The following is a 21,879-nucleotide window of genomic DNA, read 5'->3' as shown; positions in this document are numbered from 1 at the left end:
CAGAATCAATCAGTACAAGTTCTTATCCCTCGCCACTAATTCCCAAGTAAAAAAGCCCTAATTTAGGGCTTTTCATTGAGTCACACTTTTCAACATATACTCCTACATTTCTATAATACAGGGGATGTACCACCATCTATGTTCACGGCAGTTCCTGTTACATAGGAGGCTGCACCCGATACAAGAAAAGCAATCACTTTTGCCGCCTCTTCTGTTTGACCTATTCTCTTGAGTGGGATGCCGTGAATGGGGTTGGAAGCGAACTCCTCCCAACTCTGCTCAGGTGCTACATCCTTCCACTTCCGCTCAATCTGATCGCTACGAATTAGACCAATGCACACGGCGTTAACACGAATATTGTCCTTGGCAAGGTCTTTGCTCATGGCCTTCGTTAGTGCAAGTCCTGCCGCCCGACTGACTGATGTTGGCAAAGACGATGCAGATGGCGCCTTCCCTACAATCGCCGTCACATTAAGGATGGAACCGCCACCTCTTTGACGCATATGAGGAACTGCTGCCTTAGAACTATGGACTGCTCCTAACACTTTCAAATCCAGATCTGAATACCAGCTTTCGCTGCCAACCTCTTCAAACGGATTAGCCGCAGACGTTCCAGCATTGTTAATCAAAATATCCAATCCACCGAAATGCTGTACAGTCTGCTCCACCACACCTCGTACCTCTGCCTCTACTGAAATATCTGCAGAAATGACTAGTGCATCTGTTCCTGTAGTTTGCTTAATACGTTTCGCCGCAGCTTGAAGCGCCTCTTCGTTGCGTGCGACGATTGCCACCTTTGCACCTTCCGATGCTAGAACAATTGCTGTCTCCAGCCCGATCCCTTTGCTGCCACCTGTAATTAGTGCTATTTTATCCTTTAATCCTAAATCCATTTGTGTTTCCTCCCTTTTTGTGTCCACTAATTGAATTAGACGGGTTATATTCAGCTAACGTTCCCGTTAGTTAAATGCCTCAATAGAATTAAATGCAAACATAATTTCTGCTTCACAAACTAATTCATTGTTTACCCTTGCAATACCTATTCCTTTAACAATCTGTCCCTTGGTTCGGGTTACTTCGAATTCAAGATGGAGTTGATCCCCTGGTTTACTTGCTTTTTGAAGCGACAATTATTAATGCCGGTCAGTAAACCTATCTTATGGTTATTGCTCACTACGTTGGACATAACGGTACCACCTACCTGTGCCAGTGCTTCTACAATCAAGACTCCAGGCATGACAGGATAATCGGGTAAGTGACCAAGGAAATAGGGTTCATTGAAAGTCACATTTTTGATTCCAACGGCTTTCTTCCCCTCAACAATTTCTAAGATTTTATCAACCAAAAGAAAGGGGAATCTATGGGGAACAAGCTCTTTAATTTGATTAATATCAAGCATGGATTTCCTCCTCTAATATTGGCTTATAACGATTCTAACTCCATTTGGATAATTAATCCATTATTATACTATATCCTGCCCGTTAGCTTAATGGAACAGATATCGTATTACAATTAGATGGACTTATCTTGCCTAACGAAGGGATATTTCCAGAATTGCCACTTTCAAAGTTGAACCGTTTCTTGTTGTTCATCTGCATAATACCTTTCATATTCTTTAGTCAGCGTGTAGCGCTCGACACCTTTGGAGGCATTCATCGCTTCCGTGGCGTGCTGGATAGCCAATTCGCGATGACCCGATTGGCCTTCTATTTCAGCAAGAAGCGCAGATCGCATCCATTGTTTTCTAATCAATTTCAGATGCTCCCTTGCTTGCTCACTCTTCTCTTCCTCCAAAAGCAAAAACGTCTCATAATATGTACGGAAATCTGATCTGCGCATCTGGAGTACCGCTTGCTGAACGACAGTCAAGTCCTTGCGATAAGCACCGTAAGCAGCCTGATATATCGCTTGCCTCGATTTTTTCGTCGTCTGTTTTCTAAGTTTCTCCATCGTGATATCGACTTCATCATCAAGTCTGTTGGCAGTCACATAATAAATATAAATATAGGGCGTATGATGATTTTTGCGTAAAAAAACTTCCACACGGTCCATCCGGGTTTCCCAAGCCATTGGGTACAAAATGTGAATCGTAAACGCAATAAGTGTGGCGACCATCACCGTTCCCACTATAAGGAAAACAGATTGTTCTTTCCACAACATCACCAGCACAAATACAAATACAACGGAATAAAACGCAACATTCCACCTACTCATTCTCATCTACCATTCCCTTCAGCATCTAAATCATAAAAGTATCTATTATATCAGAATTACAACTATCCCTTGTATGAATTTAGTAAATAGATATTGATATCACCAATAAAATATAATTTCAACAGATATGGTGAAAACGATACTTCTCTAATAGAAAGTGAAAGAATAGCACTCTGCCTCTGAACCCCGAGACGTTGGATAAAATCACTTTATTTGTGTTATATATTGCTCCATTACTTGTAACCACACTCTTAATTGACTCAAATGTTCTACTGAATGAGAACCATATGGAAACAATTCAAATTGATATAGTTCTGGACTTCCAAATACATAACTAAAATTAACTTCAATCTGGTCTTTAGTAAAATTTAAACATTCATAGTAGCTCGTAATTTCTACTTCACTGTATTCATCTGGGCAGATGTAGTCGATTGCCTGAATGATGTGATCATAATTATAATCCTCGGCTTTTAATTCAAATATGACCAGATCTTCATGTGAAAACTCACGAAACATGGTTGCCACCTCCCCCAATCATTTATTAGTGAACGTTGCTGCCTTAATCTAACTAAATGATTATCGTAAACTACTGTCCCAATCACCTCGACGTTCAGACCACCGTCTCCATAAGAATTGCCGAATTCATAACAATGAATATATCTTACATATTTTATCATCGTATAATAAAATTTCATTGTTTTTTCATTCCACATAATTAGAGGCTTGTTATATCATGCAGCAAAACAATTCTGTAAAGGTCCAACATTTAGGGGAAGATGAATGCCGACCAGCCTATATGTATATACAAATTTAGGATTAGTCTTCATTTCCCTCTTCCATTTTACGATAAATAGTATGGGGTTATACGGATAATCCTATTGCTTTACTACTTCCAAGGGGGAACAGAACGTGAGACAGACTCGCAAGAAAAAGATGGATTTAAGGTTCAAACTGTATTTGATCATTCTGGTTCCGCTACTGGCCATGGGCGGTCTAATTATGTGGACCACCATCGACTCTAGTGAAAATGCATCATTAATGACCATGCAGCACAACAATCAGCAGCTGGCAGTGAATACTGCCTCTCAACTAGGCCAGGAATCGGAATTAATCAAGACATTATCCTCTACTGCTTCGGAGGAGAGCAACGAATACAAAAGTCTTAGAGACGAACTCGTTAAAGTTAGGCTTCAATCGGGAGCCTTATACGTTTATATGTATAACAAGACTTCAAACGGGTGGATCTACACCGTGGATGGAGCGGATTGGGATGATAAGGAATACAGTCCTTACGGGACTGCAATGGAATTTAACCCCCAGATTCAGGAACGCTTGTTAAGTGGTGAAGTCGTCACAACGGGCATTGTAGATGATCCAACCTGGGGGCAGCTATTGTCCTCCTTTACACCAATTAAGGATTCGCAAGGTACTGTTATTGGCTATCTGGGCATTGATATTTCTGCTGAAGCAGTGAACCAAGTCTCCGCGACATCCTTGAATAATGCTTATCGGACCATTATCCCGATTTTTGTGGTTGTACTGATTCTTTCTTTGGTTATGATGCTATTCGTAGTAAGAGGCATTCTCGGACAAGTACGCGATATTAAGTCAAGCCTCGAACAGGTTGCTGATGGGAATCTCAAAGTCGTATCCAAACATATGACAAACGATCAACTCGGTGACATCAGTGATTTGATTAATGTCATGGTTGCCCAATTGACGAACATTCTGATGGGAATACAGCAAGGATCCAATACCTTGCAGCAGTCCTCGAAAAATATTGCGGAAACGGCTCAAACGAACCTGCGTCAGACCGAAGAACTTTCCAGAGCGATTGAAGAAATTGCCATAGGATCTACGAAACAGGCCGAAGAGACAGAACAATCTGTCCAGCACTCAGAGAGTCTCGGCAAAATAATGGATGAAGTAGGTTCATATGTGCAACAGTTTACCCATACTTCAGAGCAGTTATCTGCTGTGCAAATACAAGTTACACGTGAACATGAGGTTCTGCTTGAAAAGAGCCGAGAGAATGCGAAGCGCGTCGAGCATCAGCAGGAAATTTCCAGTTCACTGACGACTCAATCGGAACTCGCTTCCTCCATTAGCGGACAAATACACAACATTTTAAAACAAACTCAAATTCTATCGCTGAATGCTTCAATCGAGGCAGCCCGCGCTGGCGAAGCGGGAAGAGGCTTTGCGGTCGTTGCTGGTGAAATGGGACAGCTCGCTCAGCAATCCGAACGTTCGATCCAGGAGATTGATGAGATCCTGAGTTCATTTGTTCAAGAGATACATCGTATGGGCAGTCATTTTGATGCGAATATGGTGGCGGTCAAGGAACAGGAAGAACAGATCGCTGATTGCCTCCAGACGTTCAGACAGGTTAGCCGCTTATCGAACGAAGTGCATGAGCTGGCTCAACGTTTGGAAATCCGTACAGTGGATATGCACTCTATTCGTCAGGAAGTAGAACAGCACTTGAGCTATATTGCTTCCGCAACCGAGGAAACTTCAGCCATGGCTGAAGAAGTCACGGCAAGTGCTGAGGAGCAGCAGCGGTCGGCGAACGAATTGTCGAACATCTCCGGACAGCTCTCCAGCCTTGCAGGGAACCTCAAATCATATTCTGATCAATTTCAGATCGAACTCCATAAATCAGATTCATAATAATGAAGCTCCCCGCTCCTGTTGACTCAGACGGCGGGGTTTTGCTTTATCTAATTACCTTGAGGAATCCTCAAACGCTCATATGGTTAAGATCAATCCCAAAATTCTGGTGGATCCGGAATGAGTACCGTTTTATTAAGAAGGTCTCTTCAAAAGCCAAATAGTCGCGTTATGGGAACAGGTATCGCAAAACATTTGGTCTTAGAAGAAGAGCTAGTTGTACGTAATAGCATATATTAAAATCGATAGTCTGTTCCGTTATTTATAATAGCGAGGTTGCGAACTTCACCTCCGGAAAGCGGCTATCCGGTCCTTTTATTAAGTCTCCGCCTTGATTTTTCAGATACATATCGAAGAAATCCAGCATATAAGCATTGATAACGGAGTTCGCTCTTTCTGGCGCAATCTTTCCTGTAATGCCCAGCATATTGAAAACCGGAGAAATGAACTGTACGTCGGTAAAATTCAAATGCTCTGTATTTTCGATATAGAGGATTTGTCCTCCTGCGTCGGCCGTTTCGCGCATCCGTTCAAGCTCCAACTTTTTATCTTCCGTTACTTGATTCATCCACTCTCTTGTTGATCCCATCCGGTCAAGCTCTGCATCTGTGTAGACCCGATTATTGATCACCCTGTTTAATTCTTCGAAATAGCTTTCAGAGTTGATGAACAAAAACGGCTTTCTCAGATCCTCGCTTTCACGCAGTCGATACAGTCCTCCATCCAAGTCTATTCCGACCGTGATTCGTGGATCGTAAGAAGCGTCGTAGGCCGTCGCTCCGCCGATAGAATGACCGAACACCCCGACATGACCGAGATCAATCCTCCCTTTTAAAGGACTTGAAATCTGTCCCGATTGGATGAGCTCGAATTGGTCCAGCGTAAACGCCACATCGCTGGTTAACACTTTTCCCAACTTGTCGCGATTTTCTCTTCCCGTTCGGTAATCATCGTCGGGAGAGAATAAGTCGTTGGTTCTGCTGGTCGTGATTCGACCGTCCGGAAACTCGGTTGCAAATGTATTGTAGGTATGATCGATCACTGCCACGATATATCCGTGACTCGCGAGATTTTCAGCTTGCGACGTATGGAGGAACCTGGACGAGCCGAAGCCGGGATTCGCAAGGATCAGCGGATATGAAGTCTGTGCCGAGGAAACTTCGGCTTCCGAATAAGCATGACTGGACACGTACTTCAAGTGCTGAAGAGTATACTCAGGAAGGCCATAGTTCGCGGCCATGTAACGTAAAATTGGAGTATCGGGAATAAAGGGTGCGTACTTGCCGGTGCCAACTTTAACCGGATACCATACCTGAACCATCAACTCTCTCTTACCTTCTCTGGCTTTGTCGAAAATCTCTTCCCTATTTGTATCCACGAGATGAAAAGTTTGCGTCCCTACCTTAAATTCACCTGTCGGTTCAGGTAGATTAAATACTGGAAAAGCATACATAAGACCCGCTGTTACGACCAGCATTATTGCTATAGCGGTACAAGCTGAACCCAACAAGAATCGCGGGATTTTTTTGGGGCCATTTTTTCTAAAGTAACTATAAGCTGAAATGGCTAAAAAAATGATTGTTATGCAATATGGGAAAAATAGCTGAACTCTGTATCCTTCCACCGTCCATTGAATGATCAGTAAAAGTGTGGCGATCCCGATTGCAACGAATAGCGGAGTTCTGTTCCGTCCTTTTTTTAATAAGAATGTTAATGCAAACAAGCCGATGTTTGACAAAAAAAACAACAGTTCAAACAGCCTCATCTCGATTCTCCTTTTAAAAAAAATTTCTATTTTTGTTTGTTCCAATATTATCCTGGCAGGTTGGCCTGAGCTATCGATTCAACTTACATCTACCTTACAATTTTGTAATTCTACCTTGTAACTGTGCTCATCTTTGGATAGGAACTTAGTTACTTAAATCAAAAAAAGCCGCTATAATTAGCGACTTTGAATGTAATAATGTTCTTGTCCTGCGACAAGCAGACACAGGATAGTGCATGCCTTTTTCTCTTCAGTGTACTTATACACAATTCGGAGATTTCCAACAAACAATCCATCCCATTAAAATGTATGAATTATTGCTACAGAATCGCTTATACGAGCTTTAATAGTGGAGGAGAAATATCAAATCTATCCGACATATTGAAGAATTAACTGGTATATTGCTACGGAAAGTCCTAAAATACTCGCTTTCATTTTAGATGGATGATATCTTTCTCTCCGAAACAAGTACAGAAACATCACTATAAATCCTAAGGGAATCCACAGCTGAAAGACACCTTCTGTTGTATAACGAGAAAAAATTGGAATAATGGAAGTACTGATCAAAAAGTAAAAGAAAACTGTAAAACGTCTTGTTTCTAATTGCTTGCTCCACCTTACTAAAAAGAAAAAAATAATGATTCCGATAATTGTAATGTATAAAGGGGGGAGAAGAATAGAAACGTCCCCAAATTTGAATTCCATTTTGCATTGCCCTCCTCTTTTTAATCATCACCACTTTTTGTTCCGGATTGGGGAAGCATGTACATTATATGTTATAATTGAAAGGTTAATTTTACCAAAAGTAATGAGGGATGTAAAAAAACATTGTGGGGTTTATAGTTTTCGCTTAAGATTTTAGCTGTATTATGGAACTATTCCAAACAGGTGGTTCCATGCAAAGAACCAGTAGATATTTAGAGGTACTTAATAGATCGCGGAGCAGATATCCATGTCACTGATTTAAGAGGTAAATCTCCCATTGATGTGGCGACAAGCTATAAACCAGACAAGATCATCCAATTTTCAGAAGAATATCAACCATTACATCGTGACTAGGAGGACCTCATATCATGAAAAGGATCACCAAACGTACATTTCTAATCACTACTCTAACAGCGTTCCTTACTATTTCCTTAGCCCCTATCCCCACTCTCGCTTCTGATTACAAGCAACTTCCAAAGCCAGAGTGGACCTATGACGTACCTACCGATACGACAACCCAAATACATAGTAAGAACTATTATTTCACAGGAAATATCGTCTACCCTATCGTGTCAGAACAGACTAACTCTCAAACTGCATATACATTCTTGTATCAGTCAGATCGCTCTACCGGCAAAACTAAATCCGTACACTCCTTATTAGCGATAGACGACAAAACTGGAAAACAGAAGTGGATTCATAAATCGCCTATGCCCTACAATTCGTTTGAAATAGATCAGAGCGGTAACGTCTACTACTTCGATGAGGCAAATTCCGGTAATAAGAAGGTATACCAGTTAATCTCTCTGGATTCAAATAACAATCCACGCTGGGTCAAAACATTCAAAGAGCACTTTCAATTCAATGTCCTAGAAGATGGGCGCATAGCCGTGGTTACTTTCACAAAAGACACCAGTGTGATTACTCTTTATACAAAGGAAGGCAAGCCGCTCATCAAAAGGGAGTTTCCTGGCCACGTACGACATATTCAGGGGAACTACGTCGGATTGTTAAATTCTGATGCTCCGAGAAACACGACGACAATTGATATTTACTCCATTCCTACAGGAAAGAAGATTATTTCCGCTGTCCAACCGCAGGATCACGTCAATATTGTGCATGCTGACTTTGAAGTTCTAAGTGGCGGAACTGTGATTGTTCCCATTTATGATGCAAAGATGGAAGTGGAAACCTTGCACGGCTACAAGCCTAACGGGGAACAAAAATGGATCAGACCATTGCCTAAGCCAGCACAGGATGCCGCTTTCGGTACAACGTATGCGCATAATATGTACGATTCTTTTTATGTATCCTTAGGAAATAACTTTCTGATTCAAGAGAAAAATAAGCTTAGTCTGTACAATGCTAACAATCAATTGATTGCGACCAAGACGTTTACTGATTTACCTGCACAAGGACTGTTACAACGACTAAATGATCAGAGCATTGTCTTCGGAGCCGTCGACAAAACACAAGCTTGGTATGATTCATTTAAACCGGAGCCTAAGAAAGCCGCCTACTATATTCTGGACTCTAATACACTAAAAATAAAAAACTCTTTTGTAATCGATGACGCACTTTTTCACCAAGCCGATGTTCGTTTTCACGATGCAAATACATTCTATATCCACATGAGTGAAACCATTGCCAAATACGTTCTAGAGTAGCATATGCAGGCTGGATTATTCCCCCATTTTAACGATGTATGCCTAGCCCCTTCTCCATGAGGGAAGTCATACGTCGTTTCTTATTTATCAAATGAGCAGCCTGCAGAACTGCAGACTGCTCATTAATTTTATTGAGATATCGTTTCCTGTTAGCTTACTGAAAGAACCTTATTTTTCTCTTGTAGGGCCCACGTAATCTCAGATTCATTTCCCACTTGAGTTATCATCCTATCCTAGATCTTAAATGTTTTTCTTTATCCAAGAACGCAGCTTATCAGCATAGAGAGCGCGTTCATCTGGATCGGATGGAGAACCCTTTGACAGATAAAGTTGATCATTCACATATCTAGGGTAAACATGGAGATGATAATGCCACACGTCTTGATTGCCGGCGGGCTCATTATGTTGTCGCGTAGAAATCCCTTCACATCCATATGTACTTTTCATTGCAAATGCTGTAAGCTGAGCCGCGCGGTGAATTTCACCAGCGTAATCCGCTGGGAGATCAAAGATGTTCTCGAAATGTTGATTCGGAACAACAAGAACATGTCCTTTATTGTTTGGCCACCATTTGCTCGCTATAAATGCCGTTACCTTTTCATTCTGATAGATGATATCCCTTTCTTTTGTTCCCTGATTAGGTCGCTCGATACCCCAAACACAACAAAATGGACATACGTATCCTTCGGGCTTATGTGAAATTGATGCTGTCATCTTTCTCATTCCACTCCTTTCATATTTTTCCAACTAGCTATTAGACGCAGGCAACTTTTGTTCGTTGCGTTATCCTCAACATTGATAATCAATCTGAGCTCGTTTTTATTCCGGTATGCCCGGCTCTCTTGATCACCACTCCTGAATATATCCACCTTATCAAGTCTTGCCAGTAAGTTGGCAAGGCTTTTTGTCTTGAACATACCGTAGTAACGCTTTGCTTATGTAATCTTTAGATTTTCTTCAGAATTATGCTTATTAATTCCTTAGTTTTTTTCATTATGATTTCTATATCGACAAGAGTGGAGGCAAAACCATGATCAGTAATACGATCTTAGAGCTACTTCATCAGTATGGATATCTGATTTTTTATTTTGCCTTTTCGTTAGGCCCTTTCGGGATTCCAATTCCAAATGAGATCACGATCATCAGTGGTGCCATTTTAAGTCACACAGGTGTTATCAATTCATGTATCACATACTTCTGCATTCTAACAGGACTATTAACCGCCATTACCTTTGCTTATTTTGCAGGGAAGTTATTTGGACCCAAGATAAAACACAAATTTCAACATAATAAACACTTCGTTAAGGCTGAACTGATTCTGAATAAGAGTGGCAATTGGGCGATGTGCATCGGTTTATTCATTCCAATCGTGCGATATGTTCTCCCTCTGGTCATTGGACTGAGCGGCGTTCAGTATCAAAAATTTGCTCTCATTTCATATTCCAGTGCTTTGCTTTGGACCATAACGTATTTTACAGCGGGAATCTACTTCGGCACTCCCATTCTATCAATACTTCATTTATTACAATTCTAATCGATTTTGATAACATACCATCACATATACGGAGGAACCACAAACATGAATTCCAATGAACCTATTTTATTTCTGAAAAGCTTTCTTCAAAGCCCCAAACATGTTGGCAGCATCATACCCAGTTCCCGGTTTCTCGCTAACAAAATGGTGAACCAATCGCCTTGGCTAGACGTAAAAGCAGTCGCCGAACTCGGATCGGGCACAGGTGCCATCACTCGTTATATTCATCAACAGGCACAAGATTCAACCCAAGTGTTATTGTTTGAGATGAACGAGACGATGAGGAATAATCTGAAGACTGAATACCCTGCATTCCCCTGTTATCCAGACGCCTCTCGGTTAGTGGAATCCATGAAGCAAGAGGGCGTTGAGCAACTGGACTGTGTATTTAGCGGGTTGCCTTTCTTCAACTTTGAGTTTGAATTAAGAAATACGTTGGTAGACCAGATCCATAAGGCACTCAAACCAGAGGGGTTATTCATCGCTTTTCAATATTCACTTCAAATGAAAAAAACACTATCCGAAAAGTTTATCATCGAAAAGATAGAATTAGTGCCCTTGAATGTCCCCCCTGCCTTCGTTTATGTCTGCCGCAAAAAGGAAACAATTTAAACAACTCAAGCTATGGTTTACACTGATACTATCCTCTTTATAAAGATTTAAAATCTTATTTAAAACAGTCATAAAAGGAGTGTTGGATTGTGAGTACCGTTCTCATTGTAGATGATGAACCCGACATCGGTGATGTCATCCATGTCTATTTACGTAACGAAGGATATCAGGTCATGGAAGCAGCCAATGGTGAAGAAGCACTAAATATTATCAAAACCACTTCGGTCCAGCTCGTTATACTGGATGTCATGATGCCCATTATGGACGGGATCAAAGCCTGCTTCAAAATAAGAGAAGTATCAACCTCTCCCATTATTATGCTATCCGCCAAGGAAGAGGACATTGATAAAATTACAGGTCTGACTACCGGTGCTGACGATTACATGGTCAAACCGTTTAATCCGTTAGAATTACTAGCTCGCGTTAAGGCTCAGCTACGACGTCAAACACTGATTGGCAAAGCAGAATTCAATTCACTTATCCTGATCAAGGACCTTGTCATTGATACAAGTAAACATTCCGTGAAGTTAAAGGAGAATGACATTCCACTAACTCCACTGGAGTTTTCCATTCTGGTGCTGCTTGCCAGCCATCCTGGACAAGTATTTAGCTCCGAGAAGATTTACGAAACTGTATGGAAAGAACCTTACGGGTATTCGGATAATACGGTTATGGTCCATATTCGCAATCTGCGAGAGAAACTGGAAGCGAATCCACGAGAACCTCAGTATATTAAAACGGTATGGGGAGTGGGTTATAAACTTGATTAGACGATTGCCACAGTTTAAAAAAAAGATACAGATTAACATCCTATATCGAATGTTGATCAGTTTATTGATTTCGTTTGTTGGCTCTGTAGGTGTAAATAATATGTTGATCATAGGTGCCGCAAAAATTAGTGAAAGATTTGGATGGCCCTCGCTTCTCTACATTTTTCCTTATGTCCTAACACCAATCTTCATCGTAATTTTCACGTTAATTTTTTTGTTTTCTACACGAAAAATTGTGCGAGATCTCATTACCTTGGAGCAAGGATTGCAATTCATTTCAGAAGGAAATCTGGACTACCGGGTGCCCGTTAATCGACAAGATGAACTTGGGAGAGTCGCTTCCAACATTAATCACATGACTGAACAGTTGCAGCTGCTGATCGTTAAGGAGCGTGAACTGGAGAAATCCAAGATGGACATGATCACAGGCATTTCACATGACCTGCGCACACCGCTTACCAGCATCATCGGCTATATTGAGCTTCTAAGAACAGAATCATTTCAAGACAAAGCAGAGTATGACCGCTTCATTCAGAACACCCATAACAAAGCAACACATTTAAAGAAGCTGCTCGATGACTTATTTGAATACACACGTCTAACCTCAGTGGATACCCAATTGGATTTGAAAAAGGTTGACCTATACCAGCTATTGGATCAGTTGCTGTTTGAATTTGAACCTTTAGCTCAGGAGAATGGTATTCATATCGAGAAAGAGATTGGCGATGCCCCAGTTATGGCCTGCGTGGATAGTGATAAGATTGCTCGGGCCATCGATAATCTTCTTATGAACGCCCTGAAGTATTCCTTGAAACCTAGTACGATTCACATTCGAATGAGTATACGTCATGAGCACATTACCATTAAAGTCGAAAATAAAGGTGAACCACTCACAATAGAGCAAAAAGATAAGCTGTTTGATCGCTTTTATAAAGTTGATTATTCAAGAAGCAGCGAAGGTATTCAAACGGGGTCTGGTTTGGGTCTTTCGATTGCAAGAAATATTGCGGGGTTACATCAGGGTACCCTAACGCTTCAACATACGCATAACGTATTTACATTCGAGTTAAACTTGCCTTCCAACATCAAGTGATACATCAATGAATTCAACTATGGAGGATACCGCGATGAAAACATCCGAACCACTTCTTTTCCTGCAAGGATTTCTGAGGAACCCCAAACGAGTAGGCAGTCTCCTGCCCAGTTCCAAATTTCTAGCCCATAAAATCGTCCAGTCTGTACAATGGGATGAAGTTAAAACGATTGCAGAGCTGGGGCCAGGAACAGGTGTCATCACACGTCTTATGAGAGCAGAATTACCGAAATCTGCAACTGTGTTTTTATTTGAGAGAGACCCAAAAATGAGAAGTAATCTGAAGAAAATATATCCTGAATTCATGTTCCATTCGAATGCATCCTATCTTTTGAAAAAGATCAATCAAGAACATGTGCATCAGTTGGATAGTATCATTTGCGGACTTCTATTTTTTAATTTTTCCAGAGAAATGAAACAAAACATCCTTTCACAGATGCATACAGCGCTTCGACCTGGAGGAATGTTAGTGTTATACCAGTACTCACTTCATATGAAGAAACGATTGGCTGACTTATTCTATATTGAGAAAATTAAATTTGTGCCCCTCAGCTTCCCTCCTGTTTTTGTGTATACTTGTCGCAAAAAGAAAGATGAAGGACACAGTGAAACGAGAGAAGCAGTATACTAATCGTACGAAGTGTTAAAGAAAAAAAACATCTATAAAAGATGGTTTTTAAAGGAAGTAAGATTACCGTGCCTTCTCAACACGTTCAATAAGTTCTTGAATCACCTCGTCAGGCGACCGATCAATCATCCAATTTTGCCCAAACATCTGGAACAATTTCACTACAGGAAAGTCCTCCCAGAATCCAACAAATTCTTCGTTTAGATACACCTTGTCCGTGATGTGCTCGTTCATTTCATCCAGGCACTCTTCTAACACTTTTTTTGCCGTGGAATCGCTCAACCATTCGCTGAGCAGGCTGAACTTATCGAACGTGACTTCTTCCTTTCCGAAGTTGCAATGCAAACGTTCGGTGATCCGGATGTCTCTGGATGAGCTACCCAGTGCGATTTGGAAAAATCCACTCTCTGCAACCCAACGATTGTACTTGGTGTTATAGTATGAGAAGTCTCTCTCTTCAAGCTCGAAGACGATTCTGCGTTTTTCGCCCGGCTCAAGCTCGATTTTGGCAAAAGCTTTTAATTCCTTCTCCGGACGGGTCCAATTGCATACCTCATCATGCACGTATAATTGAACAACTTCCTTCCCTTTTCGCTTGCCCGTGTTTTTCAGTTGAAAGGACACCGTAACCCCTTTCTCCACTTGAGCTACTTCGAGGTCCGTATAGGAAAACGAAGTGTAGGACAAACCATGACCGAACGGGAATTGTGGTGCAAGTTCTTTACGGTCGTAATATCGATAGCCTACAAACAGACCTTCGCGATAATACAGTTTGCCGTTTTCTCCCCGAATCCGCATATGGGACGGGTTATCCGACAACTTCACTGGGAAGGTCTCGGATAATTTGCCTGACGGGTTCTCCTGTCCAAACAATACTTCTGCGATCGCTCTACCCATCCCTTGGCCAGACAACCAAGAATGAACAACACCAGGCACAAGCTGCACCCATGGGCGCATGACAAGAGCAGAGCCACTGCTTGTCACCACGATGCACTTAGGCTGAACTGCTGCAACCGCCTGAATCAACTTCACTTGATGCTCCGGAAGATCGATGCTCTTCAGATCGCGCATCTCCGATTCGGCATATTCCGGTTGACCAACGAACAGGACTGCCACATCGGAGTTCATGGCCAAAGATACACTTTCCTTAATCAAGTCTTCCTGAATGGAGTCATCCTCCGGGTAACCTTCAGCGTAACCCAATGTTACCGTGGCTCCGGCCAGCTCTTTTATTTCATCCCAAGGAATGTCGACTCTAGTAGGGGTTACCTTTGCACTGCCCGCCCCCTGAATTCTGGGTTTCTTAGCAAACCGTCCAATCACGGCAATCGACGAGATCGAATCCGGCTGCAGCGGAAGAATCGCGTTTTCGTTTTTCAGAAGGACAATACTTTCGGCTGCCGCTTTACGTGCAAGGGCATGATAGTTTTGATCTCCGTAAGAGTCTGTGGCTTGGTTGCTCGTCACCCGCTCGACCAGCTTCAAAACGCGGGCAACACTCCGATTCAGCTGTTCTTCGGAAAGAGCCCCGTTCTGAATGGCTTCCACGATCGCTTTCGTATTGTAATGAGCAGGACCTGGCATTTCAAGATCAAGTCCAGCCTTCAGGCCGCGAATCCGGTCATTAACGGCAGTCCAGTCGGACAGGACAACACCTTCGTAACCCCATTCTCCTCTCAAAATGTCATTCAGCAGATGTTCATTCTCGCTTGTATACGTTCCATTCAGCAAGTTATAGGAGCACATAACCGTCCATGGATCAGATTTTTTGATGATACGTTCAAAAGCACTAAGGTAAATTTCGCGCAGTGTCCGCTCGTCTATTTCCGAACTGGTTACCATTTTCTCAAACTCCTGATTGTTACCAGCAAAGTGTTTGAGTGAAGCTCCCACCCCCTCGCTTTGGATACCGTTGATGAATGATGCACCAAGTTCACCTGTCAAACATGGATCTTCCGAATAGTACTCAAAATTTCTTCCGCCAAGCGGTGTTCTTTTCATGTTGACTCCCGGTCCGAGCAGTAACTCGACATCCATGGCCTTCGATTCACGACCTAGCGCGACTCCAACCTCATACAACAAATCCGTATTCCAAGAGGAGCCTATCGCAGAACCCGTAGGGTAACAGGTCGCGGGAACGTTCTCTGTTGTGATGCCCATTTCTTCGTCACTGTTCGTTTTACGGATCCCGTTAGTTCCGTCATACATATGAACGGGCGGGATATTTAACCGCTCAATTCCTTTGGTCATCCACATATTTAACCCCGCGCAGATTGAGGCTTTTTCGCTAAGAGTCATTTCCGTCAGCAATTCATTAATCGATTTGTTCATGTCAATCCATCCTTTTTAATCAGTTTTGTTCCTGTTCCTTTTTCAGTTCTTGTGCATCATATAGTTTGAAAAACGGGAACCAGACAACGAATACAATCAGCAGGATTATCGCCAGCAAAATGAGTCCGTTGACGCCGGACATAATGTAGGTAGACAGTCCGATTGGCGTATACCACAATTGAAAGATTTGGCTCGGAATTCTTGCAAAACCCATATCTAACGCCAAATACACAATAATCGGCGTGATCAGTCCGTTGATCCACATCGGTACCATAAGAAGCGGATTGAAAGCAATAGGTGCTCCGTACACGACTGGCTCGTTAATATTGAACAAGGAAGGGATAATGGTCGCCTTACCGACAGACTTTAATTTTTTCGATCTTGCCAGCAGGAACCAGACGACGAGTGGCAAGGTCGCACCCATTCCCCCAATACCAAGCCAGCCGGAGAAGAAGGTTTCGAAGGTGTTGATATTGACTGGATCTTGTCCTGCTGCGACGAGAGCGGCATTCTCTTCGATTGCAGGTATCCATATGGCGTACCAGATTGGTGTCATGACCCATGGACTTACGCCGAAGGAATACAGAACTACCCCGATGAAGTTAAACAATACAAACCCAGTCAGACTTTGCCCCATGGCATTGATGGGTTCAAACACGCTTACGATCAGTGCAAAGATATCGAAATGAAGCTGGTATACGAGCAACCATCCAGAAGTTAACACCAAAGCAATCGGGACGAGAAAGTCGAACCAATCCATGATGAACTCGGGAAGAGATGATCCTTTTTTGAAAAACGAGAATTTATTGCATACATTCATGACAAGCGCAACAAATACCCCCACCAAAAGCGCCGTAATCATACCGGAAGGACCAAATCGTTCAAGGATGAACTGAATGGTACCATCTTCATTCACACTCGGATTAAGAAGCATAACGAACAGGGAGACCCCAGACATCCCCGCAAGCAGCTTAATTTTGTGGCGATCCTTTTTTTCCATGACTACATAAGGCGTCAAAAAAGCAATAAACAAACCCAACAAACCAAAACTGAACGTCGTTATGGGTGTCAGGTCCGGCATTCCCGGAATGAAATCCTGCAAAATCGAAATTAATGTAATGATCGAACCGATAAAAATCATCGGGATAGCGACCATGATCGCTTCTTGAATCGACGAAACCCAAATATTGTTCGTAAACGCCTCCAATCTGGGCGCAAACGATTCTGTCATCCATTTCATAAAACGTTTCATCCAAACTCCCCCTACTTTCCTCTTAGCTGCTATAACCATAGTATAAAGTTTTATGTTAACGCTTTCTTGTTGTAACTTGCCGCATCTTGGTTCGTTTTTTGTCCTCTTCATGCCTTTAGTTCTATCTTGTCTGCTTCTGCTGGAATTAAACAACAAAAAACACCCCTTCCTTGCGGAAAGGATGCTTTCAGTTCAGGATTGCGCAATCATTTAGTACTGCCGATCGAGCGTAAGTAGCGTTATACCATGCGGCGGGAGCAAAATATCTCTACGCCAATGTTCACCCTGCACGATTTCTGACCGGATTACCGGACCGCTTCTGCCGTTTAAATAGGAGATTTCTTCTGCAGTTAAAGAATCTGGTGAACCCATACGGTTCCACTCGTCAAATACCGATCCGTGCTCCCGATCCAGTCGATAACTGGTGCATTTATACGTTCCTGAGAGCATATGTAGCGAAAGTTCGAATGCCTTGATTCCTTTTTCCTCAAACACGTCATAACGCGATGAATCAGATAATTCGGACCAATCTCCACTCGCAAACAGTTGATCTACATGTACGTAGTGATAAAACAGGAACTGCATGCTTCCATCACTCTTTCGAGTTCCGACATAACCGTTTCCCTTTACAAGCAGCTCGTCCCCCAGCTTCTGCATTAGCTCAAACGCATAATACGCCGGCTTTTTCAGCCCGTCGCGATTGATCAGACCAAATCCTCCGTAGAACGGAGAAGCAGGAACGATGCTTTCTTCGAATACGTCAGTAAAGGACCAGAAAGCCATCGCCTTTACGTCGCCGAGCGTATTCATGGTGTGGTAGATAACAAAAGGTGCCATAAACATCGTATCGTGCAGCAGGTTTCGGTCATACAGTGAAAAATTCCACTCCGTCACATGCAGCTCAACATGGCCATACGATGATGCATTCATTTTTTCCCGTAAACGTTCAATGCTTTCCTTATAAAAAGAAGGCGGCATAATCTTCGTTAGACGATCTTCATCAATTTTAAGTTTCGGATACTCCGAATAAATATGAAACGAAAAGAAGTCTAAAGGCACCTCACGCTTTTGGCAATATGACAAAAACTCTTCAGTCCAAGTGTCGTTCCAGAGGGAGCCATAACCCATGGCAGGGCCTCCCGTTTTCAGTTCAATCAACACCGATTTGATGGCACAAACGGTGGATTCATAAAAAGCAAAGTATTCTTCCTTGCTCCCTGCCCAACAAACTCCTGCCAGATCAGGCTCGTTCCACACTTCGAAATACCATTTCTTCACTTCTTGCGCTCCGTATCGATTCAAACAATGGCGAATGAATTCACTGACAAGTGCTTCCCACCGGGCGGTATCGGACGGTGGACTGATATTCCCTTTCCACTGAAATATCGTTTCATTGGACCTCGCAAGTAGGCTCGGCATGAAACTTAACTCCACAAATGGCCGGATCCCCTGACCCAATAGGAAATCATAGAGCTTGTCCACGTATGACCAATTGTAGACTGGTGTTCCATCCTCATTCTCGCTGTACACCATCATCTCATCATTGAATATGCCATGAAACCGGATGTAACGAAATGGAATTCGTGCCCTCAATTCGACCAGCTGCCTCCGCCAATCTTCGCGCAAGCCTTCTGCAGCTCTGCCCGCAGTCATGGTAATATTCCAGTGTTTCTCATACATAACTGGGGTGTGGTCTCTCCGGATCTCAATCAGGTGCTGCTCTTCCATCAGGGATTTTGTTGGTGGAAGCAGCACCTGCTGCGTTTCCGTTTTCTCGTCCAGGTACCTATACAACGATCCCATCGCGTTTAACGTGTCCATCTCATAATAATCCCCGCTTGAAGATTCCTCGTACGTTTTGGGCTTTCGGTTCTGGTTCAGATTGGGGAATTCTGGCGCGAGCGAAGCTTCGCGGTAGGAGCCAGGCGTGCAGCCGTACTTTTCTTTGAAGTATTTATTGAACAGCTTTACATTGGCGAAACCACAATCCAGCGCGATTTCCGAAATTTTTTTCTCACTCCCTGCCAGTTGAGCCTGGGCTTTCTCCAAGCGAATGAGCGTCAAGTATTTTTGGAAGGGGATTCCGATTTTATCGGTAAAAAAATGGGAGAAATAATGCAAGCTCAAATGCTCGGAAGCAGCCATGTCTTGCAGCGTAATCTTCTCACTGTAATGGCTATCAATGTACGCAAGGACCCTGTTCAGTCTTTTATAATCGTACTCCTTGCTGCTCTCTTCTACATCCAGATTCGTCCCATCGGAAAAATATCGCAAAAGGCATCCACATAACGTCTGCAGTCTGCCTATCGTGTAGCTTCGATAACCCTTCATTTTTTTGTTGATTTCCCATACCATTTGAGCGAGGTTTTGTTTGATGCTAGTTAAACGTAATTTATCCTCATCATTATTCAGAGCAGAATTGCAGGAAATAAACGCATTAGTGTTCAGCAATTCCGGACCGAACTGCAATGTCAGAAGTACATTGTCTTGATTGGTCCGTTCAATCTTATGGACAGACATACTATTTACCACGATTACATCATCTTCATGAAGCGTATATTGCTTTTGATCCAGATACATGATGATTGAACCTTGAAGGACATACACAATTTCAACTTCCTTATGCCAATGAAAATCAACATGTTTCACGCTGTTTACAAAGAGCTTCATGGGTAGGTCGTCCTGGTGCTGTATAAACTCGTATAAATAACGAATCGACTTCTCCTCCCCTCGTATTAAATTATTATAGACATAGCGTTTACAATAAAACAAAAGACTACACCTCATCGTAAGCATCTTTGCTATAAAATCAATATAAAGGCATGATAAATAATGTTGTTTTTTCAAAAGTAAAAACCCGCTCTTTCCTCAGAAGGAACAAACGGATGTAATATATTTCATCTTTTCATAAGCTGATGCTATTCGTTATTTAGGACTTATTCATATTTTAAGGACACGTTCCATGCAGCCTGATTTTCATTTCCGGGAATTCTCAAAGAACTTACTTTTCCACAGTGTGATCTTTCTATAGGGATTCATGCTGAACAAGATATTGTTCTGAACCATGAATTGGAACAAACATACCCTTTAGCTTAATGTAGCGGGCATTCATAAATCGACAAAAACACAATGTTCTTGTCCCGCGACAGGACACAAACTAGTACCGCTAAAATAAAAAGCCGCTAAAATAGCGACTTCCAATGGGACACTCCAATCACCACCACAAAATTTGAAACTATGAGTCTAATAAAGGAGCAAACAAATCGGACGCAGTTGACCACTCCCCTTGTCCTTATTAAGTTAGTATTCCTGAATAATCTAAAAGAAATGAAACTAAGATATTTTTCTTACAGCAAACCATAGCTCAACAAAACTCAGTCCATCTTTACCTCCAGTAATTTCAAACTCCATTTCGTCTACCTGTTCATAACCTGTAGTAGGAAGCCATTCAGAAAAGAATCGTCTATACAATGTTTCAATGGTTTCATCGAATTTATCCCATGTAAAGGGATCAGATGAAAAGATGGCCCACGTTTGTGCTGGTATCGTTATACTTGTATACCCATCGTCTTTACTTGTTTCATCTTTAAATGCACTCAACATGTATGGGAAAGTATCCTCTCCGGTTTTTTTGTAGCTACAAACAGCATGTACTTTATGATAATACGGATTCATTATATCTGGTAATTTACCAGCATTGGCAGCTAATCTTTCAACCTCGCCGTTTTCGTGGCTTTGCTTCCATAATTCCGCTGGAGTCTCTACACCGTTCAACTGAAATACTTTCTCAATCCCAAATATTTGAAAGCTTTCTTTTGTTTCGATACGATAGTTCATAGGCTCTTCCCCTTTAATTGAAATAAGAAAGGAAAGCCGAGGATAGGCTTTGAGAGCAGTCCCTTCTTCACGGGCCATTGCTGGATTGACACCATGCAACGATTGAAAAGCCCTTGCGAATGAAACTGGTGATTCATACCCATACTTTATGGCAATATCAACAACTTTCATATCACTATTCTGCAATTCTATTGCAGCAAGAGTCAGCCGTCTTCTTCTTATATATTCCGCAAGTGAAACATTTGTAATGAATGAGAACATTCTCTGAAACTGATGTGAAGAACAGCAAGCACATCGGGCAATTTCCTTCAATTCAATCTCACTGACTAGATTTATTTCAATATAATCCAATGCCCGATTCATCCTCATAAGCCAATCCATCTAATCCCTCCTCTTAATATGAGTATAGTTGTAGTAGGATTTCGTATCGCAACTATTTGTGCACAAATAAGTTTCGTATCCGTCCAAAAGTTTATAGGGTAACTAATGAATTATATAATCATGTCCGGAGAACTCTTCAGAAGGAGAGATATAACGACAATTTCTCTTCTTTCACCTACCCAGATTTCTTATTTATATGATCGAACATTGAGGAAAAAGCTACTTACAAAGAAAAACAATGCATCTGAATTAACTACTTCTATGTAAAGGGAATTAAAAGTGACGGATAATGTAAGAATATAACATACTGGAACATTTATTCGTTGTGTTTGAATTTCAAGTTGAATACGATACTCAGAATAAAATAGTTTTATTGAAATTGAGGGATACTTTTCATTATGCATGTCGCTAGAAGCT

The 21,879-nt window shown here is 42.0% G+C and carries 16 protein-coding genes and 1 pseudogene; 7 read left to right on the top strand and 10 right to left on the bottom strand.

The window, feature by feature from the left end; translation table 11 throughout:
• Nucleotides 1–110 precede the first annotated feature (110 nt).
• The 4 genes and pseudogenes from MHB84_RS27000 to MHB84_RS26985 all read right to left on the bottom strand — a co-directional run bounded on the left by MHB84_RS27000 (nt 111) and on the right by MHB84_RS26985 (nt 2,730).
• Nucleotides 111–893, bottom strand: coding sequence for an SDR family NAD(P)-dependent oxidoreductase (locus MHB84_RS27000; RefSeq protein WP_076291319.1), 783 nt, complete (start codon nt 891–893; stop codon nt 111–113).
• Between the two features lie 66 nt (nt 894–959).
• Nucleotides 960–1,399, bottom strand: a pseudogene (gene fabZ / locus MHB84_RS26995) (3-hydroxyacyl-ACP dehydratase FabZ).
• 164 nt (nt 1,400–1,563) lie between these two features.
• Nucleotides 1,564–2,214 (bottom strand): hypothetical protein, encoded by a 651-nt coding sequence (locus MHB84_RS26990; RefSeq protein WP_143764809.1) that lies wholly within the window; start codon nt 2,212–2,214, stop codon nt 1,564–1,566.
• 204 nt (nt 2,215–2,418) lie between these two features.
• Nucleotides 2,419–2,730 (bottom strand): hypothetical protein, encoded by a 312-nt coding sequence (locus MHB84_RS26985; RefSeq protein ID WP_076291321.1) that lies wholly within the window; start codon nt 2,728–2,730, stop codon nt 2,419–2,421.
• A gap of 393 nt (nt 2,731–3,123) precedes the next feature.
• Here MHB84_RS26985 and MHB84_RS26980 point away from each other — a divergent pair, with 393 nt between their 5' ends.
• Nucleotides 3,124–4,887, top strand: coding sequence for a methyl-accepting chemotaxis protein (locus tag MHB84_RS26980; RefSeq protein ID WP_076291322.1), 1,764 nt, complete (start codon nt 3,124–3,126; stop codon nt 4,885–4,887).
• A gap of 262 nt (nt 4,888–5,149) precedes the next feature.
• Here the strand turns inward: MHB84_RS26980 and MHB84_RS26975 are convergent, their stop codons facing one another.
• Nucleotides 5,150–6,652 carry an alpha/beta hydrolase family protein gene (locus MHB84_RS26975; protein ID WP_076291323.1) on the bottom strand — a complete coding sequence of 501 codons (1,503 nt, stop codon included), beginning with the start codon at nt 6,650–6,652 and terminating at the stop codon, nt 5,150–5,152.
• Between the two features lie 1,073 nt (nt 6,653–7,725).
• Between MHB84_RS26975 and MHB84_RS26970 the strand changes: the two genes are divergently transcribed.
• On the top strand, nt 7,726–9,024 hold the full coding sequence (locus MHB84_RS26970) for a hypothetical protein (RefSeq protein ID WP_076291325.1): 1,299 nt from the start codon (nt 7,726–7,728) through the stop codon (nt 9,022–9,024).
• Between the two features lie 240 nt (nt 9,025–9,264).
• On the opposite strand, the gene MHB84_RS26965 is transcribed toward MHB84_RS26970, so the two are convergent.
• Entirely contained in the window at nt 9,265–9,738 is a 474-nt protein-coding gene (locus MHB84_RS26965) for an HIT family protein (RefSeq protein ID WP_076291326.1), read from the bottom strand.
• A 316-nt stretch (nt 9,739–10,054) separates the two neighbouring features.
• Here MHB84_RS26965 and MHB84_RS26960 point away from each other — a divergent pair, with 316 nt between their 5' ends.
• The 5 genes from MHB84_RS26960 (at nt 10,055) to MHB84_RS26940 (ending at nt 13,664) form a co-directional block, all read left to right on the top strand.
• Nucleotides 10,055–10,558: a DedA family protein gene (locus MHB84_RS26960; protein WP_076291328.1), complete on the top strand. Its 504-nt coding sequence runs from the start codon at nt 10,055–10,057 to the stop codon at nt 10,556–10,558.
• Nucleotides 10,559–10,603: 45 nt separating this feature from the next.
• Nucleotides 10,604–11,170: a class I SAM-dependent methyltransferase gene (locus MHB84_RS26955; protein ID WP_076291329.1), complete on the top strand. Its 567-nt coding sequence runs from the start codon at nt 10,604–10,606 to the stop codon at nt 11,168–11,170.
• An 89-nt stretch (nt 11,171–11,259) separates the two neighbouring features.
• The gene (locus tag MHB84_RS26950) at nt 11,260–11,940 is read left to right on the top strand and encodes a response regulator (RefSeq protein ID WP_076291330.1); all 681 of its coding nucleotides are present in this window, start codon (nt 11,260–11,262) and stop codon (nt 11,938–11,940) included.
• Nucleotides 11,927–13,033: a sensor histidine kinase gene (locus MHB84_RS26945; RefSeq protein ID WP_076291422.1), complete on the top strand. Its 1,107-nt coding sequence runs from the start codon at nt 11,927–11,929 to the stop codon at nt 13,031–13,033. Before MHB84_RS26950 ends, MHB84_RS26945 begins: the two co-directional genes overlap by 14 nt.
• Before the next feature lie 34 nt (nt 13,034–13,067).
• A complete protein-coding gene (locus MHB84_RS26940; protein WP_076291331.1) occupies nt 13,068–13,664 on the top strand; it encodes a class I SAM-dependent methyltransferase in 597 nt (198 codons plus the stop codon).
• Nucleotides 13,665–13,724: 60 nt separating this feature from the next.
• Here MHB84_RS26940 and MHB84_RS26935 read toward each other — a convergent pair whose 3' ends face one another.
• From MHB84_RS26935 to MHB84_RS26920, 4 genes are all read right to left on the bottom strand, one after another.
• Nucleotides 13,725–15,992 carry a beta-glucosidase family protein gene (locus tag MHB84_RS26935; protein WP_076291332.1) on the bottom strand — a complete coding sequence of 756 codons (2,268 nt, stop codon included), beginning with the start codon at nt 15,990–15,992 and terminating at the stop codon, nt 13,725–13,727.
• Nucleotides 15,993–16,011: 19 nt separating this feature from the next.
• Entirely contained in the window at nt 16,012–17,244 is a 1,233-nt protein-coding gene (locus tag MHB84_RS26930) for a PTS sugar transporter subunit IIC (protein WP_076291333.1), read from the bottom strand.
• A 210-nt stretch (nt 17,245–17,454) separates the two neighbouring features.
• Entirely contained in the window at nt 17,455–19,914 is a 2,460-nt protein-coding gene (locus tag MHB84_RS26925) for a GH39 family glycosyl hydrolase (protein ID WP_083679077.1), read from the bottom strand.
• Nucleotides 19,915–20,577: 663 nt separating this feature from the next.
• Complete coding sequence (locus MHB84_RS26920; RefSeq protein WP_076291334.1) at nt 20,578–21,462, bottom strand: AraC family transcriptional regulator; 885 nt, start codon at nt 21,460–21,462, stop codon at nt 20,578–20,580.
• Between the last annotated feature and the right edge of the window lie 417 nt (nt 21,463–21,879).

This window comes from Paenibacillus sp. FSL F4-0087 (assembly GCF_038020215.1).
GTDB lineage: Bacteria > Bacillota > Bacilli > Paenibacillales > Paenibacillaceae > Paenibacillus > Paenibacillus taichungensis.
Note: the sequence above shows the minus strand (reverse complement) of the source record. Positions and strands in the feature narration are given on the sequence as shown.

Coding starts and splice junctions, on each gene's coding strand:
- MHB84_RS27000 (WP_076291319.1), bottom strand. CDS start 893: ATGGATTTAGGATTAAAGGATAAAATAGCACTAATTACAGGTGGCAGC.
- MHB84_RS26990 (WP_143764809.1), bottom strand. CDS start 2,214: ATGAGTAGGTGGAATGTTGCGTTTTATTCCGTTGTATTTGTATTTGTG.
- MHB84_RS26985 (WP_076291321.1), bottom strand. CDS start 2,730: ATGTTTCGTGAGTTTTCACATGAAGATCTGGTCATATTTGAATTAAAA.
- MHB84_RS26975 (WP_076291323.1), bottom strand. CDS start 6,652: ATGAGGCTGTTTGAACTGTTGTTTTTTTTGTCAAACATCGGCTTGTTT.
- MHB84_RS26970 (WP_076291325.1), top strand. CDS start 7,726: ATGAAAAGGATCACCAAACGTACATTTCTAATCACTACTCTAACAGCG.
- MHB84_RS26965 (WP_076291326.1), bottom strand. CDS start 9,738: ATGACAGCATCAATTTCACATAAGCCCGAAGGATACGTATGTCCATTT.
- MHB84_RS26960 (WP_076291328.1), top strand. CDS start 10,055: ATGATCAGTAATACGATCTTAGAGCTACTTCATCAGTATGGATATCTG.
- MHB84_RS26955 (WP_076291329.1), top strand. CDS start 10,604: ATGAATTCCAATGAACCTATTTTATTTCTGAAAAGCTTTCTTCAAAGC.
- MHB84_RS26940 (WP_076291331.1), top strand. CDS start 13,068: ATGAAAACATCCGAACCACTTCTTTTCCTGCAAGGATTTCTGAGGAAC.
- MHB84_RS26935 (WP_076291332.1), bottom strand. CDS start 15,992: ATGAACAAATCGATTAATGAATTGCTGACGGAAATGACTCTTAGCGAA.
- MHB84_RS26930 (WP_076291333.1), bottom strand. CDS start 17,244: ATGAAACGTTTTATGAAATGGATGACAGAATCGTTTGCGCCCAGATTG.
- MHB84_RS26925 (WP_083679077.1), bottom strand. CDS start 19,914: ATGAAGCTCTTTGTAAACAGCGTGAAACATGTTGATTTTCATTGGCAT.
- MHB84_RS26920 (WP_076291334.1), bottom strand. CDS start 21,462: ATGGATTGGCTTATGAGGATGAATCGGGCATTGGATTATATTGAAATA.